The sequence below is a fragment of the Streptomyces sp. NPDC002793 genome (genome assembly GCF_040295485.1).
GTDB lineage: Bacteria > Actinomycetota > Actinomycetes > Streptomycetales > Streptomycetaceae > Streptomyces.
Genome location: NZ_JBEOVL010000014.1, coordinates 168,734 through 188,454, shown reverse-complemented (window position 1 = coordinate 188,454; position 19,721 = coordinate 168,734). Strand labels below are relative to the sequence as shown.

At 69.4% G+C, this 19,721-nt stretch carries 23 protein-coding genes and 4 tRNA genes; 21 read left to right on the top strand and 6 right to left on the bottom strand.

The window, feature by feature from the left end; genetic code table 11:
• Positions 1-18: 18 nt before the first annotated feature.
• The 6 genes from ABT001_RS16760 (at position 19) to ABT001_RS16735 (ending at position 5,471) form a co-directional block, all read left to right on the top strand.
• Positions 19-1,569 (top strand): complex I subunit 4 family protein, encoded by a 1,551-nt coding sequence (locus ABT001_RS16760; RefSeq protein ID WP_351277600.1) that lies wholly within the window; start codon positions 19-21, stop codon positions 1,567-1,569.
• The gene (locus ABT001_RS16755; protein WP_351277557.1) at positions 1,566-3,101 is read left to right on the top strand and encodes an NADH-quinone oxidoreductase subunit N; all 1,536 of its coding nucleotides are present in this window, start codon (positions 1,566-1,568) and stop codon (positions 3,099-3,101) included. Before ABT001_RS16760 ends, ABT001_RS16755 begins: the two co-directional genes overlap by 4 nt.
• 99 nt (positions 3,102-3,200) lie before the next feature.
• Positions 3,201-3,665: a large conductance mechanosensitive channel protein MscL gene (mscL, locus tag ABT001_RS16750; protein WP_351277554.1), complete on the top strand. Its 465-nt coding sequence runs from the start codon at positions 3,201-3,203 to the stop codon at positions 3,663-3,665.
• Between the two features lie 202 nt (positions 3,666-3,867).
• On the top strand, positions 3,868-4,731 hold the full coding sequence (htpX, locus tag ABT001_RS16745) for a zinc metalloprotease HtpX (protein ID WP_351277551.1): 864 nt from the start codon (positions 3,868-3,870) through the stop codon (positions 4,729-4,731).
• Positions 4,728-5,120 carry a YccF domain-containing protein gene (locus ABT001_RS16740; protein WP_351277549.1) on the top strand — a complete coding sequence of 131 codons (393 nt, stop codon included), beginning with the start codon at positions 4,728-4,730 and terminating at the stop codon, positions 5,118-5,120. Before htpX ends, ABT001_RS16740 begins: the two co-directional genes overlap by 4 nt.
• 78 nt (positions 5,121-5,198) lie before the next feature.
• Positions 5,199-5,471: a GlsB/YeaQ/YmgE family stress response membrane protein gene (locus ABT001_RS16735; RefSeq protein ID WP_351277546.1), complete on the top strand. Its 273-nt coding sequence runs from the start codon at positions 5,199-5,201 to the stop codon at positions 5,469-5,471.
• A gap of 138 nt (positions 5,472-5,609) precedes the next feature.
• On the opposite strand, the gene ABT001_RS16730 is transcribed toward ABT001_RS16735, so the two are convergent.
• Positions 5,610-6,098 carry a YajQ family cyclic di-GMP-binding protein gene (locus tag ABT001_RS16730; RefSeq protein ID WP_056796691.1) on the bottom strand — a complete coding sequence of 163 codons (489 nt, stop codon included), beginning with the start codon at positions 6,096-6,098 and terminating at the stop codon, positions 5,610-5,612.
• A gap of 164 nt (positions 6,099-6,262) precedes the next feature.
• On the opposite strand from ABT001_RS16730, the gene ABT001_RS16725 reads away from it, so the two are divergent.
• Positions 6,263-6,344 (top strand) — tRNA-Tyr (locus ABT001_RS16725).
• Between the two features lie 59 nt (positions 6,345-6,403).
• On the top strand, positions 6,404-6,628 hold the full coding sequence (locus tag ABT001_RS16720; protein WP_351277543.1) for an alpha/beta hydrolase: 225 nt from the start codon (positions 6,404-6,406) through the stop codon (positions 6,626-6,628).
• A 78-nt stretch (positions 6,629-6,706) separates the two neighbouring features.
• On the opposite strand, the gene ABT001_RS16715 is transcribed toward ABT001_RS16720, so the two are convergent.
• From ABT001_RS16715 to ABT001_RS16705, 3 genes are all read right to left on the bottom strand, one after another.
• Positions 6,707-7,906, bottom strand: coding sequence for an MFS transporter (locus ABT001_RS16715; RefSeq protein WP_351277540.1), 1,200 nt, complete (start codon positions 7,904-7,906; stop codon positions 6,707-6,709).
• Positions 7,907-7,982: 76 nt separating this feature from the next.
• A complete protein-coding gene (locus ABT001_RS16710; RefSeq protein WP_351277538.1) occupies positions 7,983-8,639 on the bottom strand; it encodes an SDR family oxidoreductase in 657 nt (218 codons plus the stop codon).
• Between the two features lie 34 nt (positions 8,640-8,673).
• Positions 8,674-9,897, bottom strand: a complete 1,224-nt coding sequence (locus tag ABT001_RS16705; protein WP_351277535.1) for an amidohydrolase family protein — start codon at positions 9,895-9,897, stop codon at positions 8,674-8,676.
• Positions 9,898-10,205: 308 nt separating this feature from the next.
• On the opposite strand from ABT001_RS16705, the gene ABT001_RS16700 reads away from it, so the two are divergent.
• The 6 genes from ABT001_RS16700 (at position 10,206) to ABT001_RS16675 (ending at position 12,766) form a co-directional block, all read left to right on the top strand.
• Positions 10,206-10,278: transfer RNA gene (locus ABT001_RS16700), tRNA-Thr, on the top strand.
• A gap of 45 nt (positions 10,279-10,323) precedes the next feature.
• Positions 10,324-10,396: transfer RNA gene (locus ABT001_RS16695), tRNA-Met, on the top strand.
• A gap of 88 nt (positions 10,397-10,484) precedes the next feature.
• Positions 10,485-10,649: a 50S ribosomal protein L33 gene (gene rpmG / locus ABT001_RS16690; protein WP_003956487.1), complete on the top strand. Its 165-nt coding sequence runs from the start codon at positions 10,485-10,487 to the stop codon at positions 10,647-10,649.
• 102 nt (positions 10,650-10,751) lie between these two features.
• Entirely contained in the window at positions 10,752-11,204 is a 453-nt protein-coding gene (locus ABT001_RS16685) for an FAS1-like dehydratase domain-containing protein (protein WP_351277533.1), read from the top strand.
• Entirely contained in the window at positions 11,204-11,632 is a 429-nt protein-coding gene (locus ABT001_RS16680) for a MaoC family dehydratase (protein WP_351277530.1), read from the top strand. The genes ABT001_RS16685 and ABT001_RS16680 overlap by 1 nt, the downstream gene beginning before the upstream one ends.
• A gap of 78 nt (positions 11,633-11,710) precedes the next feature.
• Positions 11,711-12,766, top strand: coding sequence for a UDP-N-acetylmuramate dehydrogenase (locus tag ABT001_RS16675; protein WP_351277527.1), 1,056 nt, complete (start codon positions 11,711-11,713; stop codon positions 12,764-12,766).
• A gap of 21 nt (positions 12,767-12,787) precedes the next feature.
• Here the strand turns inward: ABT001_RS16675 and ABT001_RS16670 are convergent, their stop codons facing one another.
• Both ABT001_RS16670 and ABT001_RS16665 read right to left on the bottom strand, forming a co-directional pair.
• The gene (locus ABT001_RS16670) at positions 12,788-13,801 is read right to left on the bottom strand and encodes an adenosine deaminase (RefSeq protein WP_351277525.1); all 1,014 of its coding nucleotides are present in this window, start codon (positions 13,799-13,801) and stop codon (positions 12,788-12,790) included.
• A 122-nt stretch (positions 13,802-13,923) separates the two neighbouring features.
• The gene (locus ABT001_RS16665; protein WP_351277522.1) at positions 13,924-15,150 is read right to left on the bottom strand and encodes a pyridoxal phosphate-dependent aminotransferase; all 1,227 of its coding nucleotides are present in this window, start codon (positions 15,148-15,150) and stop codon (positions 13,924-13,926) included.
• A gap of 214 nt (positions 15,151-15,364) precedes the next feature.
• On the opposite strand from ABT001_RS16665, the gene ABT001_RS16660 reads away from it, so the two are divergent.
• The 7 genes from ABT001_RS16660 to rplL all read left to right on the top strand — a co-directional run bounded on the left by ABT001_RS16660 (position 15,365) and on the right by rplL (position 19,647).
• Positions 15,365-15,437: transfer RNA gene (locus ABT001_RS16660), tRNA-Trp, on the top strand.
• Between the two features lie 106 nt (positions 15,438-15,543).
• Positions 15,544-15,831: a preprotein translocase subunit SecE gene (gene secE / locus ABT001_RS16655; protein ID WP_015578365.1), complete on the top strand. Its 288-nt coding sequence runs from the start codon at positions 15,544-15,546 to the stop codon at positions 15,829-15,831.
• Between the two features lie 73 nt (positions 15,832-15,904).
• Positions 15,905-16,807, top strand: a complete 903-nt coding sequence (gene nusG, locus ABT001_RS16650) for a transcription termination/antitermination protein NusG (protein ID WP_351277520.1) — start codon at positions 15,905-15,907, stop codon at positions 16,805-16,807.
• A gap of 178 nt (positions 16,808-16,985) precedes the next feature.
• Positions 16,986-17,420 (top strand): 50S ribosomal protein L11, encoded by a 435-nt coding sequence (gene rplK, locus ABT001_RS16645; RefSeq protein ID WP_351277518.1) that lies wholly within the window; start codon positions 16,986-16,988, stop codon positions 17,418-17,420.
• An 82-nt stretch (positions 17,421-17,502) separates the two neighbouring features.
• The gene (rplA, locus tag ABT001_RS16640; protein ID WP_053930267.1) at positions 17,503-18,225 is read left to right on the top strand and encodes a 50S ribosomal protein L1; all 723 of its coding nucleotides are present in this window, start codon (positions 17,503-17,505) and stop codon (positions 18,223-18,225) included.
• Positions 18,226-18,613: 388 nt separating this feature from the next.
• Positions 18,614-19,177, top strand: coding sequence for a 50S ribosomal protein L10 (gene rplJ / locus ABT001_RS16635; protein ID WP_351277516.1), 564 nt, complete (start codon positions 18,614-18,616; stop codon positions 19,175-19,177).
• 86 nt (positions 19,178-19,263) lie between these two features.
• The gene (rplL, locus tag ABT001_RS16630; RefSeq protein ID WP_351277514.1) at positions 19,264-19,647 is read left to right on the top strand and encodes a 50S ribosomal protein L7/L12; all 384 of its coding nucleotides are present in this window, start codon (positions 19,264-19,266) and stop codon (positions 19,645-19,647) included.
• Positions 19,648-19,721: the final 74 nt, after the last annotated feature.

Below are 19,721 nucleotides of genomic sequence, written 5' to 3'. Positions count from 1 at the left end.
GATATCAGCGCATCCGTGATGCAGCTCCTTCTGGCGTTCGTCGTCGTCGCCCCGCTCCTCGGCGCCGCCACCGCGCTCCTGCCCGCCCCGCCCGGACTCAAGGGCAGGAACCCCGACCAGGCCGTGCTCCGCCACGGTGTGACCGTCACCGGCGCCGTGCTCATCGCCACGCTCGTCCTGACCGCGGGCTTCGACCACGACCACCCGTCGAAGATGCAGGCCACCACGGACATCAGCTGGATCCCGGCACTGGACGTCCGGATCCATCTCGGTACCGACGGCATCTCGCTCCCCCTTCTCGTGCTGACCGCGCTGCTGACCTTCCTCTGCGCGCTCCACAGCTACTTCAAGCCCCCCGCAGGCCCCTCCCCGAAGGCCTTCGTCGCCCTGGTCCTCGTCCTCGAGTCCGGCACCCTGGCGACCTTCGCCGTCCTTGACCTGCTGCTGTTCTTCCTGGCCTTCGAGATGGTCCTCATCCCGATGTACTTCCTCATCGCCCGCTGGGGCGGTGACCGGAAGCAGCCCGCCGCCTGGAAGTTCATCCTCTACACGCTGCTCGGCTCCGTGATCATGCTGTTGGGGCTGCTCCTCATCGGACTGAAGAGCGGCACCTTCGACATGGTGGCACTCGCCACTGACAACGGCCGGGGCCTCACCACATCCGTGCAGGTCATCGCCGTACTGGCCGTCGGGATCGGCCTGGCGGTGAAGACCCCGATGTGGCCCCTGCACAGCTGGCTGCCGGACGCCCACACCGCGGCACCCACCGTCGGCTCCGTGCTCCTCGCCGGCGTACTGCTCAAGATGGGTACGTACGGATTCGTCCGCATCCTGCTCCCCGTCGCACCCGACGGGATGCAGACCTTCGCGCCGTACCTGGCGGCGTTCGCCGTCGTGGGGATCATCTACGGCTCCCTCGCCTGCCTCGCCCTCGCCCGCCCCGGAGCCAAGGGCGACCTCAAGCGTCTGATCGCCTACTCCTCCGTGGGGCACATGGGCTTCGTGCTCCTCGGCATCGCGACCATGACCCCCACCGGTGTGAACGGTGCGCTCTTCGCCAACATCGCCCACGGCCTCATCACCGGCCTGCTGTTCTTCCTGGTCGGTGCCGTCAAGGACCGCTACGGCACGGCCGACCTCGACACCCTCGCCGGCGCCACCGGCGCAGCCCTCTACGGCCGTGCGCCCCGGCTCGGCGGTCTCCTCGCCTTCGCCGCAGTCGCCTCGCTCGGGCTCCCCGGACTCGCCGGATTCTGGGGCGAGATGCTCACCCTGTTCGGTGCGTTCGACCCCGCCGAAGGGCTCAGCCGCCCCGCGTTCCTCACGTTCATGTCCATCGGAGCCCTCGGCACCCTGCTCACCGCCGCGTACATGCTGATCGTCGTACGCCGCGTCTGCATGGGCGAGCACCGTGAGCAGCCGCACCCGGTCGCCGACATCCAGCGCTACGAGTTCGCCGCCTGGACCCCGCTCGCCGCCCTGACCGTCCTCGCCGGACTCTGGCCCGCCGTCCTCCTCGGCCTCACCGACCCGGCCGTGCAGAAGCTCCTCGCAGGAGGCAAGTCGTGACCGTGGCAGCCGACAGCGCAACCGGGGCGGCAAGCCTCGTCCAGTCCGTCGACTGGCTCGCGATCGCACCGCCCGTCATCGCGGCGGCCGTCGCCCTGCTCGTCCTCGTCGCCGACCTCTTCGTCAGCGAACGGCGCAAGCCGTTCCTCGGCTACGGAGCCGTCGCCGGGCTCGTCGCCGCACTCGCCATGCTCGTCCCGCTGCGCGCCGGGGACCGTTCCACCTTCTGCCTCACCGGCGGGACCCAGGCATGCAGCTACACCGCGGACCACTTCGCTCTCGCCATCCAGGCCCTCGTGCTCGGCGGCGCCCTGCTCACCGCACTGCTGTCGATCGGCGACACCCGAAAGCTCCCCGCAGGCGAGTTCTGGTTCCTGCTGCTGTCCTCCGCCGCGGGCGCCGCACTGCTGCCCGCGGCCCGGGACCTGGCCACCCTCGTCGTCGCCCTCGAAGTCGCCTCGCTCCCCGCGTTCGCCCTCGTCGGCATCAAACGCGGCGACCGCCGCTCCTCCGAAGCCGCCCTGAAGTTCTTCCTCTCCTCCGTCGTCGCCACCGCCGTCACGCTCCTGGGCGTCAGCTTCGTCTACGCGACCACCGGCACCATGCACCTCACGGAGATCGCCGCCCGCCTCGACGACGTACCGGACAGGTTCTCGACCCTCGCCGAGACCGGCGTCGTCCTCACCCTCGTCGGCTTCGCCTTCAAGACGGCCGCCGCGCCGTTCCACTTCTGGGTCCCCGACACCTACGTAGGAGCCCCGCTCCCCGTCGCCGCCTACCTCTCGGTCGTCGGCAAGGCGGTCGGTTTCTCCGGCATCGTCCTCGTCACGGTGATCGGCTTCCCCTCCTACGCCGACGTCTGGGGGCCGGCCCTGGCCGTGCTCGCCGCGCTGACCATGACCATCGGCAACCTCGCCGCGCTCCGGCAGAACGCCACCCGCGCCCGGAGCGCCGTGCGCCTCCTCGCCTGGTCGTCCGTCGGCCAGGCGGGCTACCTCCTCGTCCCGATCGCCGCCGCCGCGTACTCCAGCGACGACCAGATCGGTTCCACGGTCGCCTACGCCCTGATGTACGCCGTGGTGAACCTCGGGGCCTTCGCGGTGGCCGCGCTCGTGGCCCGCAGCCACCCCGGCAACCGGATCAGCGACTACCGAGGCCTCTACGCCACCCGCCCCCTGGCCGCACTCGCCATGGGCTTCTTCCTGCTCTGCCTGGCAGGCCTGCCACCCGGCATCATCGGCCTCTTCGCCAAGGTCACGGTTTTCTCCTCGGCCGTCGACGCCGGTCTCGGCTGGCTCGCCGTCGTCATGGCCGTCAACGTGGTGATCGCGCTGTACTACTACCTTCAGTGGACGGCTGCCCTCTTCCGGGCCCCGGCGACGTCCCCGGGTTCCGAGGCAGCGCCCACCGCACCCGGACACCGGGTCCCTGCGTCGCTCACCTGGGCGATCACCCTCACCGCAGTAGCCGGAATCACACTGTCCGGTGCTCCCCAGCTCATCCTCAGGTTCGCAGCTGTCAACCTCTTCTGACCGCTCCGACCGGCTTGCCCCCGCAGCCGCGCACAGGGCATGGTCATGCGTGCACACGTCACGTAAAACACGCAAGAAGAGCAAAGAGGAGCCAGAGCGGTGCTGAACGGGTTCAAAGACTTCATCCTGCGCGGAAACGTCATCTCCATGGCCATCGGCCTCGCAGTGGGAGCAGCCTTCACCGCCGTCGTCACCGGCTTCAGCAACGCCTTCATCGTGCCGCTGATCGGTCTCTTCACACGCGGGACCGGTGACTTCAGCAAGGCCACCTTCACCGTCGACGGCGCGATCTTCCCCTACGGCCTCTTCATCAGCGCCGCCATCGCCTTCATCATCACCGCCGCCGTTCTCTACTTCCTGGTCGTCGTCCCCATGGCCAAGGTCCAGAACCGCTTCACGACGAAGGAGGAGGAGCAGCAGGCCGACATCAAGGCCGCCCTCCGCGACTGCCCGCGCTGCTACACCGAGATCCCCTCCATCGCCACCCGCTGCGCCCACTGCACCAGCGATGTCGAGCCGGACGCCGAAGCCCGCGAGCTCGCAGGGCTCCCCGCTCAGCGCTGACCGCGGCCACACCCGCGGAACACCCACCCGTACGGCCCAGGGGCGGATCCACCCGGATCCGCCCCTGCTGCCTGTGCGCCCGGTGCCCTCGCACAAGGGAACTAGCTCTCTTCGCCTCGCGTTGACCATTACGGGAAGTTCCACTGGGGAGTGGAGCACCACGAGCAAGGGTTCCCCTGCTGCACCATTTGGAGGGCGTACCGTGCACCGCCGGCACAACGGGCTGAAAACCGCTGTACTCCTCGGGGGTCTCTCGGCCCTCATCATCGTCATCGGCAGCTTCTTCGGACGGACCGGCCTGATCGTGGCCCTTCTCGTCGCGCTCGCCACCAACGCCTACGCGTACTGGAACAGCGACAAGCTCGCCCTGCGCGCCATGAGGGCACGCCCGGTCAGCGAATTCGAGGCGCCACAGCTCTACCGCATCGTGCGCGAGCTGTCCACGGCGGCACGCCAGCCCATGCCCCGGCTGTACATCTCCCCGACGCAGGCACCCAACGCCTTCGCCACCGGCCGCAACCCCCGCAACGCCGCCGTGTGCTGCACCGAAGGCATCCTCCAGATACTCGACGAGCACGAGCTGCGTGGTGTTCTCGGCCACGAGCTGAGTCATGTCTACAACCGCGACATCCTCATCTCGTCCGTCGCGGGCGCTCTCGCCTCGGTCGTCATGTTCCTGGTGAACTTCGCGTGGCTCATCCCCGTGGGCCGGTCCGACGACGACGACGGCCCCGGGCTCCTCGGGATGCTCCTGATCATGATCCTCGGCCCACTCGCCGCCTCCGTGATCCAGCTCGCCGTGAGCCGCTCCCGTGAGTACCAGGCAGACGCGTCCGGGGCTCAGCTCACCGGCGACCCGCTCGCCCTGGCGTCCGCCCTGCGCAAGCTCGACGCCGGGACCAAACAGCTTCCGCTCCCGCCCGAACCACGGATCGAGACCGCGAGCCACATGATGATCGCGAACCCGTTCCGGCCCGGCCAGGGCATGTCCAAGATGTTCTCCACCCACCCGCCCATGGCTGAACGCATCGCCCGACTCGAGCAGATGGCAGGGTATCGACCGTGAAGACAATCCTGAACGTCATATGGCTGGTCCTGTCCGGATTCTGGCTGTTCCTGGGCTACATGGCCGCAGGTCTCCTGCTCTGCGTCACGATCATCGGTATCCCCTTCGGCCTGGCCGCCTTCCGCATCGGCGTGTACGCCCTCTGGCCCTTCGGCCACACCGTCGTCGACCGTCGCGATGCCGGAGGCGCCTCCCTCATAGGCAACGTCCTCTGGGTGATCCTGGCCGGCTGGTGGCTCGCGCTCGGCCACGTCTTCACCGGCATCGCCCTGTGCGTCACGATCATCGGTATTCCGCTGGGCCTCGCGAACTTCAAGCTCATACCGGTCTCGCTGATGCCCTTCGGCAAGGAGATCGTCCGCACGGACCAGCCGTTCGCGGCCCGCTGAGGGTGTCAGGCAGGCAACCGCACCCGTCCCCGCAGACGTCCTGGCTTGCAGGAACGAGTGACGGGTAGGAACGCGAACATGAGCATCATCAGTTGGATCATCCTCGGGCTGCTGGCCGGAGCCATAGCCAAGTTTCTCCTGCCGGGCCGCGACCCCGGCGGGATCATCGGCACCACCCTCATCGGCATCGTGGGCGCCTTCCTCGGCGGCTGGCTGTCGTCCCGCTTCCTCGACCGCCCGATCAGCACGGACTTCTACGACACGGCCACCTGGATCGCGGCCATCGCCGGATCCCTCGTCCTGCTGATCGCCTACAGGCTGCTCTTCGGTAACTCCCGCGAACGCCGCTGACCCCGCCCGCACACGCCCCTTCCGCATAGCCCCCTTGCGAGCGGGCCCCTTGCGGGCAGGCCCCGGAAACGGCAACGGGGCGGGCCATGCCGACCGGCACGCCCCGCCCGCGACCCGCTGCACCCGGCAGCGAACCGCCTACCGGTAGTTCGCGAACTGCACCGCGAAGTCGAGGTCCTTGCCCTTGATCAGCGCCTGCACGGTCTGCAGGTCGTCCCGGCTCTTGGAGCTGACCCGCAGCTCGTCGCCCTGGACCAGCGCCTTGACGCCCTTAGGGCCCTCATCGCGGATGATCTTCGCCACCTTCTTGGCGTTCTCCTGGGAGATGCCCTCCTCGATCGTGGCGAAGATCTTGTACTCCTTGCCGGAAAGCTGCGGCTCGCCCGCGTCCAGCGACTTCAGGGAGATCCCCCGCTTGATCAGCTTGGACTGGAAGATGTCGAGGATCGCCTTGACCCGCTCCTCGCCGTTCGCCTCCATCAGGATCTTCTCGCCGGACCAGGAGATCGACGCGCCCGTCCCCTTGAAGTCGTAGCGCTGGGAGATCTCCTTGGCGGCCTGGTTGAGGGCGTTGTCGACCTCCTGCCGCTCGACCTTCGAGACGATGTCGAAACTGGAGTCGGCCATGACGTGTGGCTCCTTGCGTCGTATGCGTTGGGGTACGGGCCAAAGCCTAGCCACACCCGCGCGTGCCCGGTGCTGATCAAACAGGTGGCGGAGCACCCCTGAGCATCAGGTATCGTTTACGTCGTCGCCAAGGAGCCCCCACAGGGATCCGACGCGTCGTTCCAGGCGGTGTGCCCGAGTGGCCAAAGGGAGCAGACTGTAAATCTGCCGGCTCAGCCTACCCAGGTTCGAACCCTGGCGCCGCCACAGGACGGGAAACCCCGTCCGACCTGCTTAACACCAGGTCGGGCGGGGTTTCTGCGTGTGTGCAAGTGTCGCTGCGGAGCGCGCCTGACGGCCCCGAATCCCATGGTGGCTCCCCGGCCCTGGTCTCCGGGACCAGCTTGCGGTGTTCGTGCACCTACGAGGGCTGGGGCCACGGCACGTACAACAGCAGCCCGTGCGTGCAGGAGTCGGTCGATGCCTATCTGATCTCGCTGAAGGTCCCCCCGCGCCACGCCAGTTGCCCCGCCGTCGAGCCGACCGGGTGAGGGAGGGCCGAGACAGGGCCTCTCGGCCGTACGACGACCCTTCGACCGTACGACGACCTCTTGGCCTGTCTGCCGTGGTCAGGACCTCTCCCCGGCAGGACGCCGCCGGGCCAGGTGCACGCCGGCGTACGTCACCAGGGCGGCCATGCAGGCGATGAAGACCAGGCCCGCGTCCTGGAGGCCGATGTGATCCGTGAGGACGCCCACTCCGATCACCGGCAGTGAGATGCCCGCGTACGCGACCACGAACAGCGTCGAGATCACCGCCGCCCGCCGGTCCTCGGGGGATGCCCCGGCCACTTGGGACAGGGCTGCCCGGAAGGCGAGCCCCTGGCCCCCGCCGCCGAGGAGCGCGCTCAGCACGACCAGGGGCAGCAGGTGCCACCACAGGGCGCCGGCGAGCAGGGCCAGTCCGCCGAGGAGGCATGCGCAGCCCAGCGGCAGCGACCACTGCTCGCCGATCCTGCCCACCACCGACTGCCCGGCGATCGAGGCGAAGAAGGCCAACGCGACGACCAGCCCGCTCACGGCGTGGTTCTCCACGTCCAGGAACTGGGAGAGGAAAGCAGGGCTGACCGAGGTGAACACCCCGAACAGCGCGAACCCCACGAAGGAGGCGAGTGCCGCCGGCCGGAACACCGCCCGGACCTCGGGTGGCAGACCGGGCCGCCGCGGGCGGACGGTGTTCAGCGGTCGCCGCTCGGTCACGGTGTCCCTCAGGCCGAGCAGCAGAACCGCAGAGGCGGCCAGCAGCACCAGGTGTACGACGAACGGCAGATGCAGTGGCCAGGGCGCGTACTGCGCGAGGACCCCGGCGAGCAGTGGACCGCAGCCCAGGCCGCCCATGTTGGCCGCCGTCGCCACGAACGAGGCCCGGGGGGAGTGCCTACCGGGCGCGAGCTCCATGACGTACGCGGTGGCCGCCCCGGTGAACAGCCCCGCCGAGAGGCCTGAGAGCAGCCGCCCCGCGTACAGCCAGCCCAGTGCCGTGGCGCACAGGAAGCAGGCGGCGCTCGCCGCCGCGCAGCCCAGCCCCCACAGCAGCACGGGGCGCCGGCCCACCGCGTCGGAGGCGTTGCCCGCGAGCAGGAGCACCCCGATGACGCCGAAGGCGTACACGGCGTACACCACGGTGACCGTCAGCTCGGAGAACCCGAGCTCGTCCTGGTAGAGGCTGTAGAGCGGGGTGGGCAGGGTGGTTCCCGCCATGCACACGGCGAAGATCGCCCCGCCGAGGTAGCAGGGGATCCAGCCCCGGCGATCAGGGACACCGTCCATGCGGCTGACGCTATCCCCCGGAGGCCCTCGCATGCCTGAACGCCTCGCGTCCGCGGCGGAGGACGGAAGGCGGGCCTCAGTTCCCCGCGATGTCCTTCACCGCGACCGTCACCGGCTTGGAGCCGCTGATCAGCTCCAGGGTCAGGCCCGCCGTGGCCGGGGTGTCCAGCAGCTCCAGCAGCACTGCCGCCACGTCGTCGCGGGGCACCGGGCCGCGGCCCGTCGAGGCGGCGAGCAGGACCTGACCGGTACCGGCGTCGTTCGTCAGCATCCCGGGGCGCAGGATCGTCCAGTCCAGGCCGCTCCTCGCGCGTACGTTCGCGTCAGCCTCGCCCTTGGCCCTCTGGTACACGTCGAAGACCTCGTCGCCCCGGTGGTCGGGGTCGGCGCCCATCGAGGAGACCACGACGTAGCGCCGCACGCCCGCCTGTTCCGCCGCGTCCGCGAAGAGCACGGCCGCCCCGCGGTCCACCGTGTCCTTGCGCGCCGAACCGCTGTTCGGCCCGGCGCCCGCTGCGAAGACCGCCGCGTCAGCCCCTCGCAGAACCGCCGCCGCCTCCTCGACTGACGCCGATTCGAGGTCGAGCACGACGGCCTCGGCCCCTGCCGCCCTCAGGTCCTCACCCTGCTGCGGGTTGCGGATGACGCCCACCGCTTCGTCACCGCGCGCGGCGAGCAGCCGCTCGAGCCGCAGCGCGATCTGACCATGTCCACCTGCAATGACAATGCGCATGCCTCCGACCGTACGCCGTGGGCCGCCCTCGCGCTCAAGGCCCGCCGCCGGACCCGGAATCGGCGCGTCCCTGCTGAGGCAGGCCGAGGGCGGCCGCTGCCGCCCCGGAGTCGCGGTACTCGCGTACGGCACTGGTCCGCGCCACCACGCGCCCTCGGTGCACCACGATCCTGCTGTACGCGAGGGAGAGGGCCCCGGCCAGTCCGTCCCCGCGCACGGCGAGCAGCTCGGCCGGGAAGCCGGCCTCGACGCGTACCCGGGGCAGGCCCAGCGCGGCTCTGGCGGCCCCTGCGACGGTGTCGTAGGCGTGTTCCGGGCTGAGGCCCTGCTGAGAGGCCAGCAGGTACGCCGCCTCCAGGGGGTCGCCGCGGCCGACGGGGTTGGAGCTGTCGCGCAGGGCGCCGCTGCCGGCCGCGACCCGCACCCCGGCGGCTCGCAGCAGTCGTACGGGAGGTGTCCCGCGGAGCCGCGCGCCGGAGCAGCCGCCCTGGGGAAGGCAGACCACGGTGACAGCGGCTGCGGCGAGCCGGTCAGCGGTGCGGGTCACCTGGTCGCCGGGGAGCCGCGAGAGGCCCGCGCAGGGGCTGAGACAGAGGCCTGGGCGGAGCCCGTCGGCCATGGTGGCCAGCCGTGCGAGCTGGGCGGGGTCGTCACCGTCCGTGTGCAGGTCGACGGGTCTGTCGTGGGTGGCGGCCAGGTCCAGGGCGGCTTCGGTCCAGCCGGCCGGATCGGGGTCGAGGCCCGGGGAGCCGCCGATCACGCCCGCGCCCATCTCCAGGGCGTCCCGGAGCACGGCGAGGCCGTCGGCCCCGGCGGCGCCGGTGAGCAGCCGGGGTACGGCGACGGCGGTCAGGTCGGTGAGGCCGCGCAGGGAGCGGCGGGCCGCGAGGACGCCTTCCAGGGCGCCGAGGCCGTGTGCGCCGCCGACGCTCACGTGGGCGCGCAGCGCTGTCGCCCCGTGGCCGAGCTGGAGCAGCGCGGCCTCCGTGGCGCGGCGCCGTACGTCCCCGGGCCGATGGGACCGGGGGCCTCCCACGGTGGCGGTGAGAGCCGTGTCGGCATGGGCGTGGGGTTCGGCGGGGGCGGGCAACAGGAGGTAGCCGCGCAGATCCAGACGCGTCCCCCGGGTGGTGAGGCTGCCCGCCGTCCCGACCGCCTCGATGTCCTGGCCGCCGATCCGCACGTCGACGGCGCGCCCGTCCGCGAGCCGTGCCCCGCTGAGGAGCAGCGTGGGCGCGGCGCTGGGGCTTTCGGGCATCGTGCCGCTCCTGGATGACATGCAGGATCACGCCGAGTGCGCCGAGCTTAGGCGGGGGTCCGGCCCGCTCCGCGGAGGGCAGATTAGTCGTACGAATGTGGCCCTGTGGGACGGGCGTGGAGAGGGGGGCGGCCGGGGCCGGTGAGGCGGGCCGCCGTGAGGGCGTGCGAGTTGATCAAAGGCCTGATCAAGGGCCTGATCAGGGGGGCGGTGGCGGGGACGGGTGGGGGTGCGGGGAGGGGGTCGGACGGGGTGCGGGAAACGGATTTGGGCGATCGGCGACAGACCGTGTAATGTCTTCCTCGCTCGCCCCAATAGCTCAGTCGGTAGAGCGTCTCCATGGTAAGGAGAAGGTCTGCGGTTCGATTCCGCATTGGGGCTCTGGTGATCGGGTAACCCCGCTTCGGCGGGGAAACTCGGCATCAAAGCGGTGTAGCTCAGTCGGTAGAGCAAGCGGCTCATAATCGCTGTGTCACCGGTTCAAGTCCGGTCACCGCTACTAACGGTAGCCGATTGTGGGGTCGGTCCTTCGATCGGCTACTCTTTTTTGCGTTCATCCGTCCATCGTCCGTCCAAGGAGCACTCACGTGGCTGCCACCGACGTCCGCCCGAAGATCACGCTGGCCTGCGTGGAGTGCAAGGAGCGGAACTACATCACCAAGAAGAACCGGCGTAACAACCCGGACCGTCTTGAGATGAAGAAGCATTGCCCGCGCTGCAACTCGCACACTGCGCACCGCGAAACGCGCTGAATCAGGCTCGTACACGAGGCCGTCCCCACTGGGGGCGGCCTCGTGTCGTTGTATGGGTCGTTCCTCGCCCTTTTCGATATTTCACCAGGAGGTACCGGGCTCATGGCGCTCGACCAGTCCTTCGTGGGGCGGACCTATCCGCCCACCCCGGCGTACGAGGTCGGCCGGGAGAAGATCCGGGAGTTCGCGGAGGCGGTGGGTGACACCAACCCCGCATACGTGGATCCGGAGGCCGCCAAGGCTCTGGGGCACTCGGACGTGATCGCCCCGCCCACGTTCGTGTTCTCGATCACTTTCAAGGCCGCCGGGCAGGTGGTGCAGGACCCGCAGCTGGGCCTGGACTACAGCCGTGTGGTGCACGGCGACCAGAAGTTCGCGTACGTGCGTCCCGTGCGGGCGGGGGACCGGCTGACGGTCACCTCGACCATCGAGGCGGTCAAGTCGATGGCGGGCAACGACATCGTGGACATCCGCGGTGAGGTGCGCGACGAGTCCGGTGAGCACGTGGTGACCGCGTGGACCAAGCTGGTGGCGCGGGCCGCCGAGGAGGCGTGATGACGTCGGGCATTGCTTACGAGGCCGTCGAGGTCGGGACGGAGCTGCCGGCGCAGTCGTTCCCGGTGACGCGGGCGACGCTGGTGCAGTACGCGGGCGCCTCCGGCGACTTCAACCCGATCCACTGGAACGAGAAGTTCGCACGCGAGGTCGGCCTGCCGGATGTGATCGCGCACGGCATGTTCACCATGGCCGAGGCGGTCCGGGTGGTCACCGACTGGGCCGGCGACCCGGGAGCGGTCGTCGAGTACGGCGTGCGGTTCACCAAGCCGGTCGTCGTGCCGAACGATGACACCGGCGCGCTGATCGAGGTCAGCGGCAAGGTGGCCGCCAAGCTGGACGACAACCTGGTGCGGGTCGACCTGACGGCGACGAGCGACGGCAAGAAGGTGCTGGGCATGTCCCGCGCCGTAGTCCGCCTCGCCTGATCCACCTCACCCCGCGCGCCGTCCGTGGCCGCCCCGCCCAGGGCGGCGGGGCCACGGACGGACCGTACTCTTGTCCCCGTGCAGGAACTCCACGACGCTCCCCTCGCCCCCCTGACCACCTTCCGGCTCGGCGGTCCGGCCGACCGCCTCCTGACGGCCACGACCGACGCGGAGGTGATCGCCGCCGTACGCGAAGCCGACGACAGCGGCACCCCGCTCCTGGTCATCGGTGGCGGCTCCAACCTGGTCATCGGCGACAAGGGCTTCGGCGGAACGGCCCTGCGCATCGCGACCAAGGGTTTCGAGCTCTCCGGTACGACGCTCGAACTGGCCGCCGGCGAGGTCTGGACCGACGCCGTGGCTCGTACGGTCGAGGCGGGACTGGCAGGGATCGAGTGCCTCGCGGGGATCCCCGGGTCCGCCGGAGCGACGCCGATCCAGAACGTCGGGGCGTACGGGCAGGAGGTGTCCTCGGTCATCACCGAGGTCGTCGCCTACGACCGGGATACCCGGGAGACCGTCACCCTCCCGAACGAGGCCTGCGCGTTCTCCTACCGTCACAGCCGCTTCAAGGCCGAACCCGACCGCTTCGTCGTCCTGCGCGTCCGGTTCGCCCTGGAGGACGCGGGCGGGCAGTCGGCCCCCCTCCGCTACCCCGAGACGGCCAGGGCCATGGGCGTCGAACAGGGTGAACGCGTTCCCGCCGCCTCCGCCCGGGAAACCGTCCTCCGGCTCCGGGCGGGCAAGGGCATGGTGCTCGACCCGGAGGACCACGACACCTGGTCGGCCGGGTCCTTCTTCACCAACCCGATCCTCGACGCGGCCGGGCACGCGGCCTTCCTGGCCCGCGCGGAGGAACGCCTGGGCGCGGACGTCAGGCCCCCTTCCTTCCCCGCAGGTGACGGCAGGGTCAAGACCTCGGCCGCCTGGCTCATCGACAAGGCGGGCTTCACCAAGGGGTACGGCACGGGGCCCGCGCGCATCTCCGGCAAGCACACGCTCGCCCTCACCAACCGGGGCGACGCGACCACCGAGGACCTGCTGGCCCTGGCCCGCGAGGTCGTCGCGGGGGTCCACGAGGCCTTCGGGGTCACGCTCGTCAACGAACCGGTGACGGTCGGCGTCAGCCTGTAGCGGGCGCCCTGCCGGCCCGCTTCAGCCGGCGAGCCACGCGTCGATCCCGCTCAGCAGCTTCGCCCGCACCTCGGCGGGCGCCACCGATCCCCGCACGGACTGCCGGGCCAGCTCGGCCAGTTCCTCGTCGGTGAAGCCGTGGTGGCGGCGCACGAGGTCGTACTGTGCGGCCAGCCGTGACCCGAACAGCAGCGGGTCGTCCGCACCGAGCGCCATCGGTACCCCCGCGTCGAACAGGGTGCGCAGGGGGACGTCGGCGGGCTTCTCGTAGACGCCGAGGGCCACGTTGGAGGCCGGGCAGACCTCGCAGGTCACCCCGCGCTCCGCGAGCTTGCGCAGCAGCCTCGGGTCCTCGGCCGCCCGTACGCCGTGCCCGATCCGGGACGCGTCGAGGTCGTCCAGGCAGTCCCGGACGCTGGAGGGGCCGGCCAGCTCGCCGCCGTGCGGGGCCGCGAGCAGACCGCCCTCGCGGGCGATGGCGAAGGCACGGTCGAAGTCACGGGCCATTCCGCGGCGTTCGTCGTTGGAGAGTCCGAAGCCGACGACACCCCGGTCCGCGTACCGCACGGCGAGCCGGGCCAGTGTGCGGGCGTCCAGCGGATGCTTCATCCGGTTCGCCGCGATCACCACCCGGATCCCCAGCCCGGTCTCGCGGGCCGCACGGTCCACGGCGTCCAGGATGATCTCGATCGCCGGGATGAGCCCGCCGAGCAGGGGGGCGTACGAGGTCGGGTCAACCTGGATCTCCAGCCACCCGGAGCCGTCCGCGACGTCCTCCATCGCGGTCTCCCGCACGAGCCGCTGGATGTCCTCCGGCGAGCGGAGGCAGGACCGGGCGATGTCGTAGAGACGCTGGAAACGGAACCAGCCGCGTTCGTCGGTGGCCCGTAGCTTGGGTGGCTCACCGCCGGTCAGTGCATCGGGCAGGTGTACCCCGTACTTGTCCGCCAGTTCGAGCAGGGTCGTGGGCCGCATGGACCCGGTGAAGTGCAGGTGCAGGTGGGCCTTGGGCAACAGCCGTACGTCACGCTCCATCCATGGATCTTGCCGCATCCCGGGGGTGTCGCGTCACCCGGTTCCCCTCCCGGATTACCGCTCGAACAAAAAAAGTGGCTCCCGGCCGGAGCCGGGAGCCACCTAGCGGAATGCGTGTCCGGTCAGTCGCGGGCCTCGCCCAGCAGCTTCTGGAGCCGCGAGACGCCCTCGACCAGGTCGTCGTCGCCCAGCGCGTAGGACAGCCGCAGGTAACCCGGCGTACCGAAGGCCTCGCCCGGCACCACGGCCACCTCGGCCTCGTCCAGGATGAGGGCCGCGAGCTCGGCGGAGTCCGCGGGGCGCTTGCCTCGGATCTCCTTGCCGAGCAGTCCCTTCACCGACGGGTAGGCGTAGAACGCGCCCTCGGGCTCGGGGCAGAGCACGCCCTCGATCTCGTTGAGCATGCGCACGATCGTCCTGCGGCGGCGGTCGAAGGCCGTCCGCATCTCGGAGACCGCGTCCAGCGACCCGGAGACCGCTGCCAGCGCGGCCGCCTGCGCGACGTTGCTGACGTTGGAGGTGGCGTGCGACTGCAGGTTGGTCGCGGCCTTCACGATGTCCTTCGGGCCGATGATCCAGCCCACCCGCCAGCCCGTCATGGCGTAGGTCTTGGCGACGCCGTTGACCACGATGCACTTGTCACGCAGCTCGGGCACGACCGCGGGGAGCGAGGCGGCGGCCGCGTCACCGTAGACCAGGTGCTCGTAGATCTCGTCGGTCATCACCCACAGGCCGTGCTCGACGGCCCAGCGGCCGATGGCCTCGGTCTCGGCCTCGCTGTAGACCGCACCCGTCGGGTTGGACGGGGACACGAAGAGGACGACCTTCGTGCGCTCGGTCCTGGCCGCTTCGAGCTGCTCGACCGAGACCCGGTAGCCGGTGGTCTCGTCGGCGACGACCTCGACCGGGACACCGCCGGCGAGGCGGATCGACTCGGGGTAGGTCGTCCAGTACGGGGCGGGCACGATGACCTCGTCGCCCGGGTCGAGGACCGCGGCGAAGGCCTCGTAGATGGCCTGCTTGCCGCCGTTGGTCACCAGGACCTGGGAGGCGTCGACCTCGTAGCCGGAGTCGCGCAGCGTCTTCGCCACGATGGCGGCCTTGAGCTCGGGGAGCCCGCCCGCCGGGGTGTAGCGGTGGTACTTCGGGTTGCGGCACGCCTCGATGGCGGCGTCCACGATGTAACCGGGGGTCGGGAAGTCGGGTTCGCCGGCGCCGAAGCCGATCACCGGACGCCCCGCGGCCTTGAGGGCCTTGGCCTTGGCGTCGACGGCGAGGGTGGCGGACTCGGAGATCGCACCGACGCGGGCCGAAACCCGGCGCTCGGTGGGGGAAGTTGCAGCGCTCATGCCCCCCATGCTCGCAGACCGGAAAAGGCCTCGGCACAGGGGTTTCAGGGACCGGACAGGACTCGCACGGCATCCGGACAGGACCGGTCGGTAGTTGTCTGTTCGACGCGGCGCCGCTGAGCACGTACACTCACCTGTCGTTGGCCTTCATCAGCCGCACCGTTTTCCCATCCAGCTCACCGGGGAAGATGCGGTAGGTTGGTGAAAACCACAAAGGGTCGTAGCTCAATTGGTAGAGCACTGGTCTCCAAAACCAGCGGTTGGGGGTTCAAGTCCCTCCGGCCCTGCTACACACTCCTTCGCCAGGATGTGTGCGCATGTACGTACTTCAATGCACCGCCGTGCGGCTCCACCGGGCGCGGCACGGCCACGACCCGGAATCAGGTGAGTAGCGTGACGGACGCCGTGGGCTCCATCGACATGCCTGATGCCGAGGACGAAGCCCCCGAGTCGAAGAAGAAGGCCCGGAAGGGCGGCAAGCGCGGCAAGAAGGGCCCTCTGGGCCGTCTCGCGCTGTTCTACCGCCAGATCGTCGCCGAGCTCCGCAAGGTCGTATGGCCCACGCGCAGCCAGCTGTCGACGTACACGGCCGTGGTGATCGTGTTCGTGGTCGTGATGATCGGTCTCGTCACCGTGATTGACTTCGGATTCGCGCGGGTCATCAAGTACGTCTTCGGCTGATCCCGCGGAGGGCGCCTCATCGGCGCCCCTTTCGCATGTTCCACCCATTTGTATCCAGGAAGAAGCAGCCATCGTGTCTGACCCGAACCTGAACGACGACGCCGAGCCCACGGCGAGCGCCGTCGAGTCCGCCGAGGACGAGCTCGACATCGTCGAGGCGTCGGACGCCGTGGCCCCGGACCAGGTCGACGCTGCTGACGCCGCCGCGGGCGAGCCCGCCGAGCAGGATGCCGTGCGTGTCGAGTCCGACGAGGACGAAGACTCCGACGACGAGACCGAGGACGACGAGGCCGGAGTCGACTCCGACGCCGATGAGGCCGACGACGAGTCCGCCGAGGAGGCCGAGCCGGCCGCCCCCGTCGACGCCGTCGCGGCCCTGCGCGAAGAGCTTCGCGGACTTCCCGGCGAGTGGTACGTCATCCACACGTACGCCGGTTACGAGAAGCGCGTGAAGGCCAACCTGGAGCAGCGCGCCGTCTCGCTCAACGTCGAGGACTTCATCTACCAGGCCGAGGTGCCCGAGGAAGAGATCGTCCAGATCAAGAACGGTGAGCGGAAGAACGTCCGTCAGAACAAGCTCCCGGGATACGTCCTGGTGCGCATGGACCTGACGAACGAGTCCTGGGGTGTCGTCCGCAACACGCCGGGCGTCACCGGCTTCGTGGGCAACGCCTACGACCCGTACCCGCTGACCCTGGACGAGATCGTCAAGATGCTCGCCCCCGAGGCCGAGGAGAAGGCCGCCCGCGAGGCGGCCGAGGCCGAGGGCAAGCCGGCCCCGGCCCGCAAGGTCGAGGTCCAGGTCCTGGACTTCGAGGTGGGCGACTCGGTCACCGTCACCGACGGCCCCTTCGCGACCCTGCAGGCGACGATCAACGAGATCAACGCCGACTCGAAGAAGGTCAAGGGCCTCGTCGAGATCTTCGGTCGCGAGACCCCGGTCGAGCTCAGCTTCGACCAGATCCAGAAGAACTGACGGGTTTCCCGCCAGTTCCTGGACACATGCCTACCGAGCAGGTCAGACGGGCTTCGCAGCCGGTCTGACCTGCTCGGTTTTTGGTCGCGCAGCTATACCCGTTATCGTTGTGCGGTATGCCTCCATCCGGATGACCGGAATGGCGGCGAAACACTCTCACTAGGACCCGGAGAGAGCAATGCCTCCCAAGAAGAAGAAGGTCACGGGGCTTATCAAGCTCCAGATCAACGCCGGTGCGGCCAACCCGGCGCCGCCGGTCGGTCCCGCACTGGGCCAGCACGGCGTCAACATCATGGAGTTCTGCAAGGCCTACAACGCCGCGACCGAGTCGCAGCGTGGCATGGTCGTGCCGGTGGAGATCACGGTCTACGACGACCGCTCCTTCACCTTCATCACGAAGACTCCGCCGGCCGCCAAGCTGATCCTCAAGGCCGCGGGTGTGGACAAGGGCTCCGGCGAGCCGCACAAGACGAAGGTCGCCAAGCTCACGGCCGACCAGGTCCGCGAGATCGCCACGACCAAGCTCCCCGACCTGAACGCCAACGACCTCGACGCCGCGTCGAAGATCATCGCTGGCACCGCCCGTTCCATGGGCATCACGGTCGAAGGCTGAGTCAGCCCCGTAGCCCCACAGTGGTAGGACCAAGCGCTGGTCCGCACCACGACTCCACACTCTGAAAACCACAGGAGTAGATGTGAAGCGCAGCAAGAACCTCCGCGCTGCGGACGCGAAGATCGACCGGGAGCGTCAGTACGCCCCGCTCGAGGCCGTCCGTATCGCCAAGGACACCGCCTCCACGAAGTTCGACAGCACCGTCGAGGTCGCGTTTGCCCTGGGTGTTGACCCGCGCAAGGCCGACCAGATGGTCCGTGGCACCGTGAACCTCCCGCACGGCACCGGCAAGACCGCCCGGGTCCTGGTCTTCGCGACCGGTGACCGTGCTGCGGCCGCGGAAGCCGCGGGCGCCGACATCGTCGGCGCCGACGAGCTCATCGACGAGGTGGCGAAGGGCCGTCTGGACTTCGACGCCGTCGTCGCCACGCCGGACCTCATGGGCAAGGTCGGCCGCCTGGGCCGCGTGCTCGGTCCGCGTGGTCTGATGCCGAACCCGAAGACCGGCACCGTCACCCCCGATGTCGTCAAGGCCGTCAACGACATCAAGGGCGGAAAGATCGAGTTCCGCGTCGACAAGCACTCGAACCTGCACTTCATCATCGGAAAGACCTCTTTCGATGACACGAAGCTGGTCGAGAACTACGGCGCGGCCCTGGAGGAGATCCTCCGTCTGAAGCCGTCCGCCGCGAAGGGTCGCTTCATCAAGAAGGCGACCATGAGCACGACGATGGGCCCCGGCATCCCGCTGGACTCCAACCGCGTGCGCAACCTCCTCGTCGAGGAGGACCCGGCCGCCGTCTGAGCCCTCGCGCTCACCCGGTAGCCGCGTCACAGCAGGGACGGGCCCCGCGGCCTCTTCGGAGGCCGCGGGGCCCGTCCTCGTACGCGGGGCTCCGAGCGCTCCGAGGCGGCCTCAAACCTCTCGCACCGGTCGAACCGGGACGGATTTGCTCCGGACGACTCCGGTCGCGTAGTCTCACCAAGAAGCCAAAGACCGCTGGTCGTCGCCGTGGACTCGTCAGAGGAAACGGTGACCGAAGGATCCGTCGAGAACGGACGACCTGCGCAGGTGACTGTGGAAAGCTCCCGGATTCGTTCGGTCGAGCTACGCCCTGGCGCCTGCGCCGGGGCGTTTTGTTTTGTTCGGCCCTTCTGAGCGGTCCTCATCACCCGGAAGGAGGCCGACGCTCATGGCAAGGCCCGACAAGGCTGCCGCGGTAGCCGAGCTGACGGACCAGTTCCGCAGCTCGAACGCCGCCGTGCTGACCGAGTACCGGGGTCTCACCGTGGCACAGCTCAAGGAGCTGCGCCGTTCGCTCGGTGAGAACGCCCAGTACGCCGTGGTGAAGAACACGCTGACCAAGATTGCGGCCAACGAGGCCGGGATCGACACGCTGGACGACCTGTTCTCGGGTCCGACGGCGGTTGCCTTCGTCACCGGTGACCCGGTGGAGTCGGCGAAGGGTCTTCGTGACTTCGCCAAGGACAACCCCAACCTCATCATCAAGGGCGGTGTCCTTGACGGTAAGGCGCTGTCCGCCGATGAGTTCAAGAAGCTCGCGGACCTCGAGTCCCGCGAGGTGCTGCTCGCCAAGCTGGCCGGCGCCATGAAGGGCAAGCAGACTCAGGCTGCGCAGCTCTTCCAGGCTCTGCCGTCGAAGTTCGTCCGCACCGCGGAAGCGCTTCGCGCCAAGAAGGCCGAGGAGGGCGGTGCCGGTACCCCGGCTCCCGCCGACGCCGAGGTGGCGGAGTAACACTCCGCTTCACCGGCTCGCAGCGGGCCCGTACGCCCGCCGACATATACATCCGGCACCTGCCGAATTAGTGGAAGGACGCCATCATGGCGAAGCTCAGCCAGGAAGACCTGCTCGCCCAGTTCGAGGAGCTCACCCTCATCGAGCTCTCCGAGTTCGTTAAGGCGTTCGAGGCGAAGTTCGACGTCACCGCCGCTGCCGCGGTTGCCGTCGCCGGTCCCGCCGCCGGTGGCCCCGCCGCCGAGGCCGAGGCCGAGCAGGACGAGTTCGACGTCATCCTCACGGGTGCCGGCGAGAAGAAGATCCAGGTCATCAAGGTCGTGCGTGAGCTGACCTCGCTGGGTCTCAAGGAGGCCAAGGACCTCGTCGACGGCGCCCCGAAGCCCGTCCTCGAGAAGGTCGCCAAGGAGGCCGCCGAGAAGGCTGCCGAGTCCCTCAAGGGCGCCGGCGCCTCCGTCGAGGTCAAGTGACCCTGCGGGTCATCTGACTCCGTGAGGCAGCCCCTGCCGTGAGGCGGGGATGTCACATCGCAAAGGGCGATCAC

Coding starts and splice junctions, on each gene's coding strand:
- ABT001_RS16715 (WP_351277540.1), bottom strand. CDS start 7,906: ATGGACGGTGTCCCTGATCGCCGGGGCTGGATCCCCTGCTACCTCGGC.
- ABT001_RS16670 (WP_351277525.1), bottom strand. CDS start 13,801: ATGGAGCGTGACGTACGGCTGTTGCCCAAGGCCCACCTGCACCTGCAC.
- ABT001_RS16735 (WP_351277546.1), top strand. CDS start 5,199: ATGAGCATCATCAGTTGGATCATCCTCGGGCTGCTGGCCGGAGCCATA.
- ABT001_RS16665 (WP_351277522.1), bottom strand. CDS start 15,150: ATGAGCGCTGCAACTTCCCCCACCGAGCGCCGGGTTTCGGCCCGCGTC.
- rplK (WP_351277518.1), top strand. CDS start 16,986: ATGCCTCCCAAGAAGAAGAAGGTCACGGGGCTTATCAAGCTCCAGATC.
- ABT001_RS16710 (WP_351277538.1), bottom strand. CDS start 8,639: ATGCGCATTGTCATTGCAGGTGGACATGGTCAGATCGCGCTGCGGCTC.
- ABT001_RS16730 (WP_056796691.1), bottom strand. CDS start 6,098: ATGGCCGACTCCAGTTTCGACATCGTCTCGAAGGTCGAGCGGCAGGAG.
- rplJ (WP_351277516.1), top strand. CDS start 18,614: ATGGCAAGGCCCGACAAGGCTGCCGCGGTAGCCGAGCTGACGGACCAG.
- ABT001_RS16760 (WP_351277600.1), top strand. CDS start 19: ATGCAGCTCCTTCTGGCGTTCGTCGTCGTCGCCCCGCTCCTCGGCGCC.
- rplL (WP_351277514.1), top strand. CDS start 19,264: ATGGCGAAGCTCAGCCAGGAAGACCTGCTCGCCCAGTTCGAGGAGCTC.
- ABT001_RS16685 (WP_351277533.1), top strand. CDS start 10,752: ATGGCGCTCGACCAGTCCTTCGTGGGGCGGACCTATCCGCCCACCCCG.
- ABT001_RS16680 (WP_351277530.1), top strand. CDS start 11,204: ATGACGTCGGGCATTGCTTACGAGGCCGTCGAGGTCGGGACGGAGCTG.
- ABT001_RS16705 (WP_351277535.1), bottom strand. CDS start 9,897: ATGCCCGAAAGCCCCAGCGCCGCGCCCACGCTGCTCCTCAGCGGGGCA.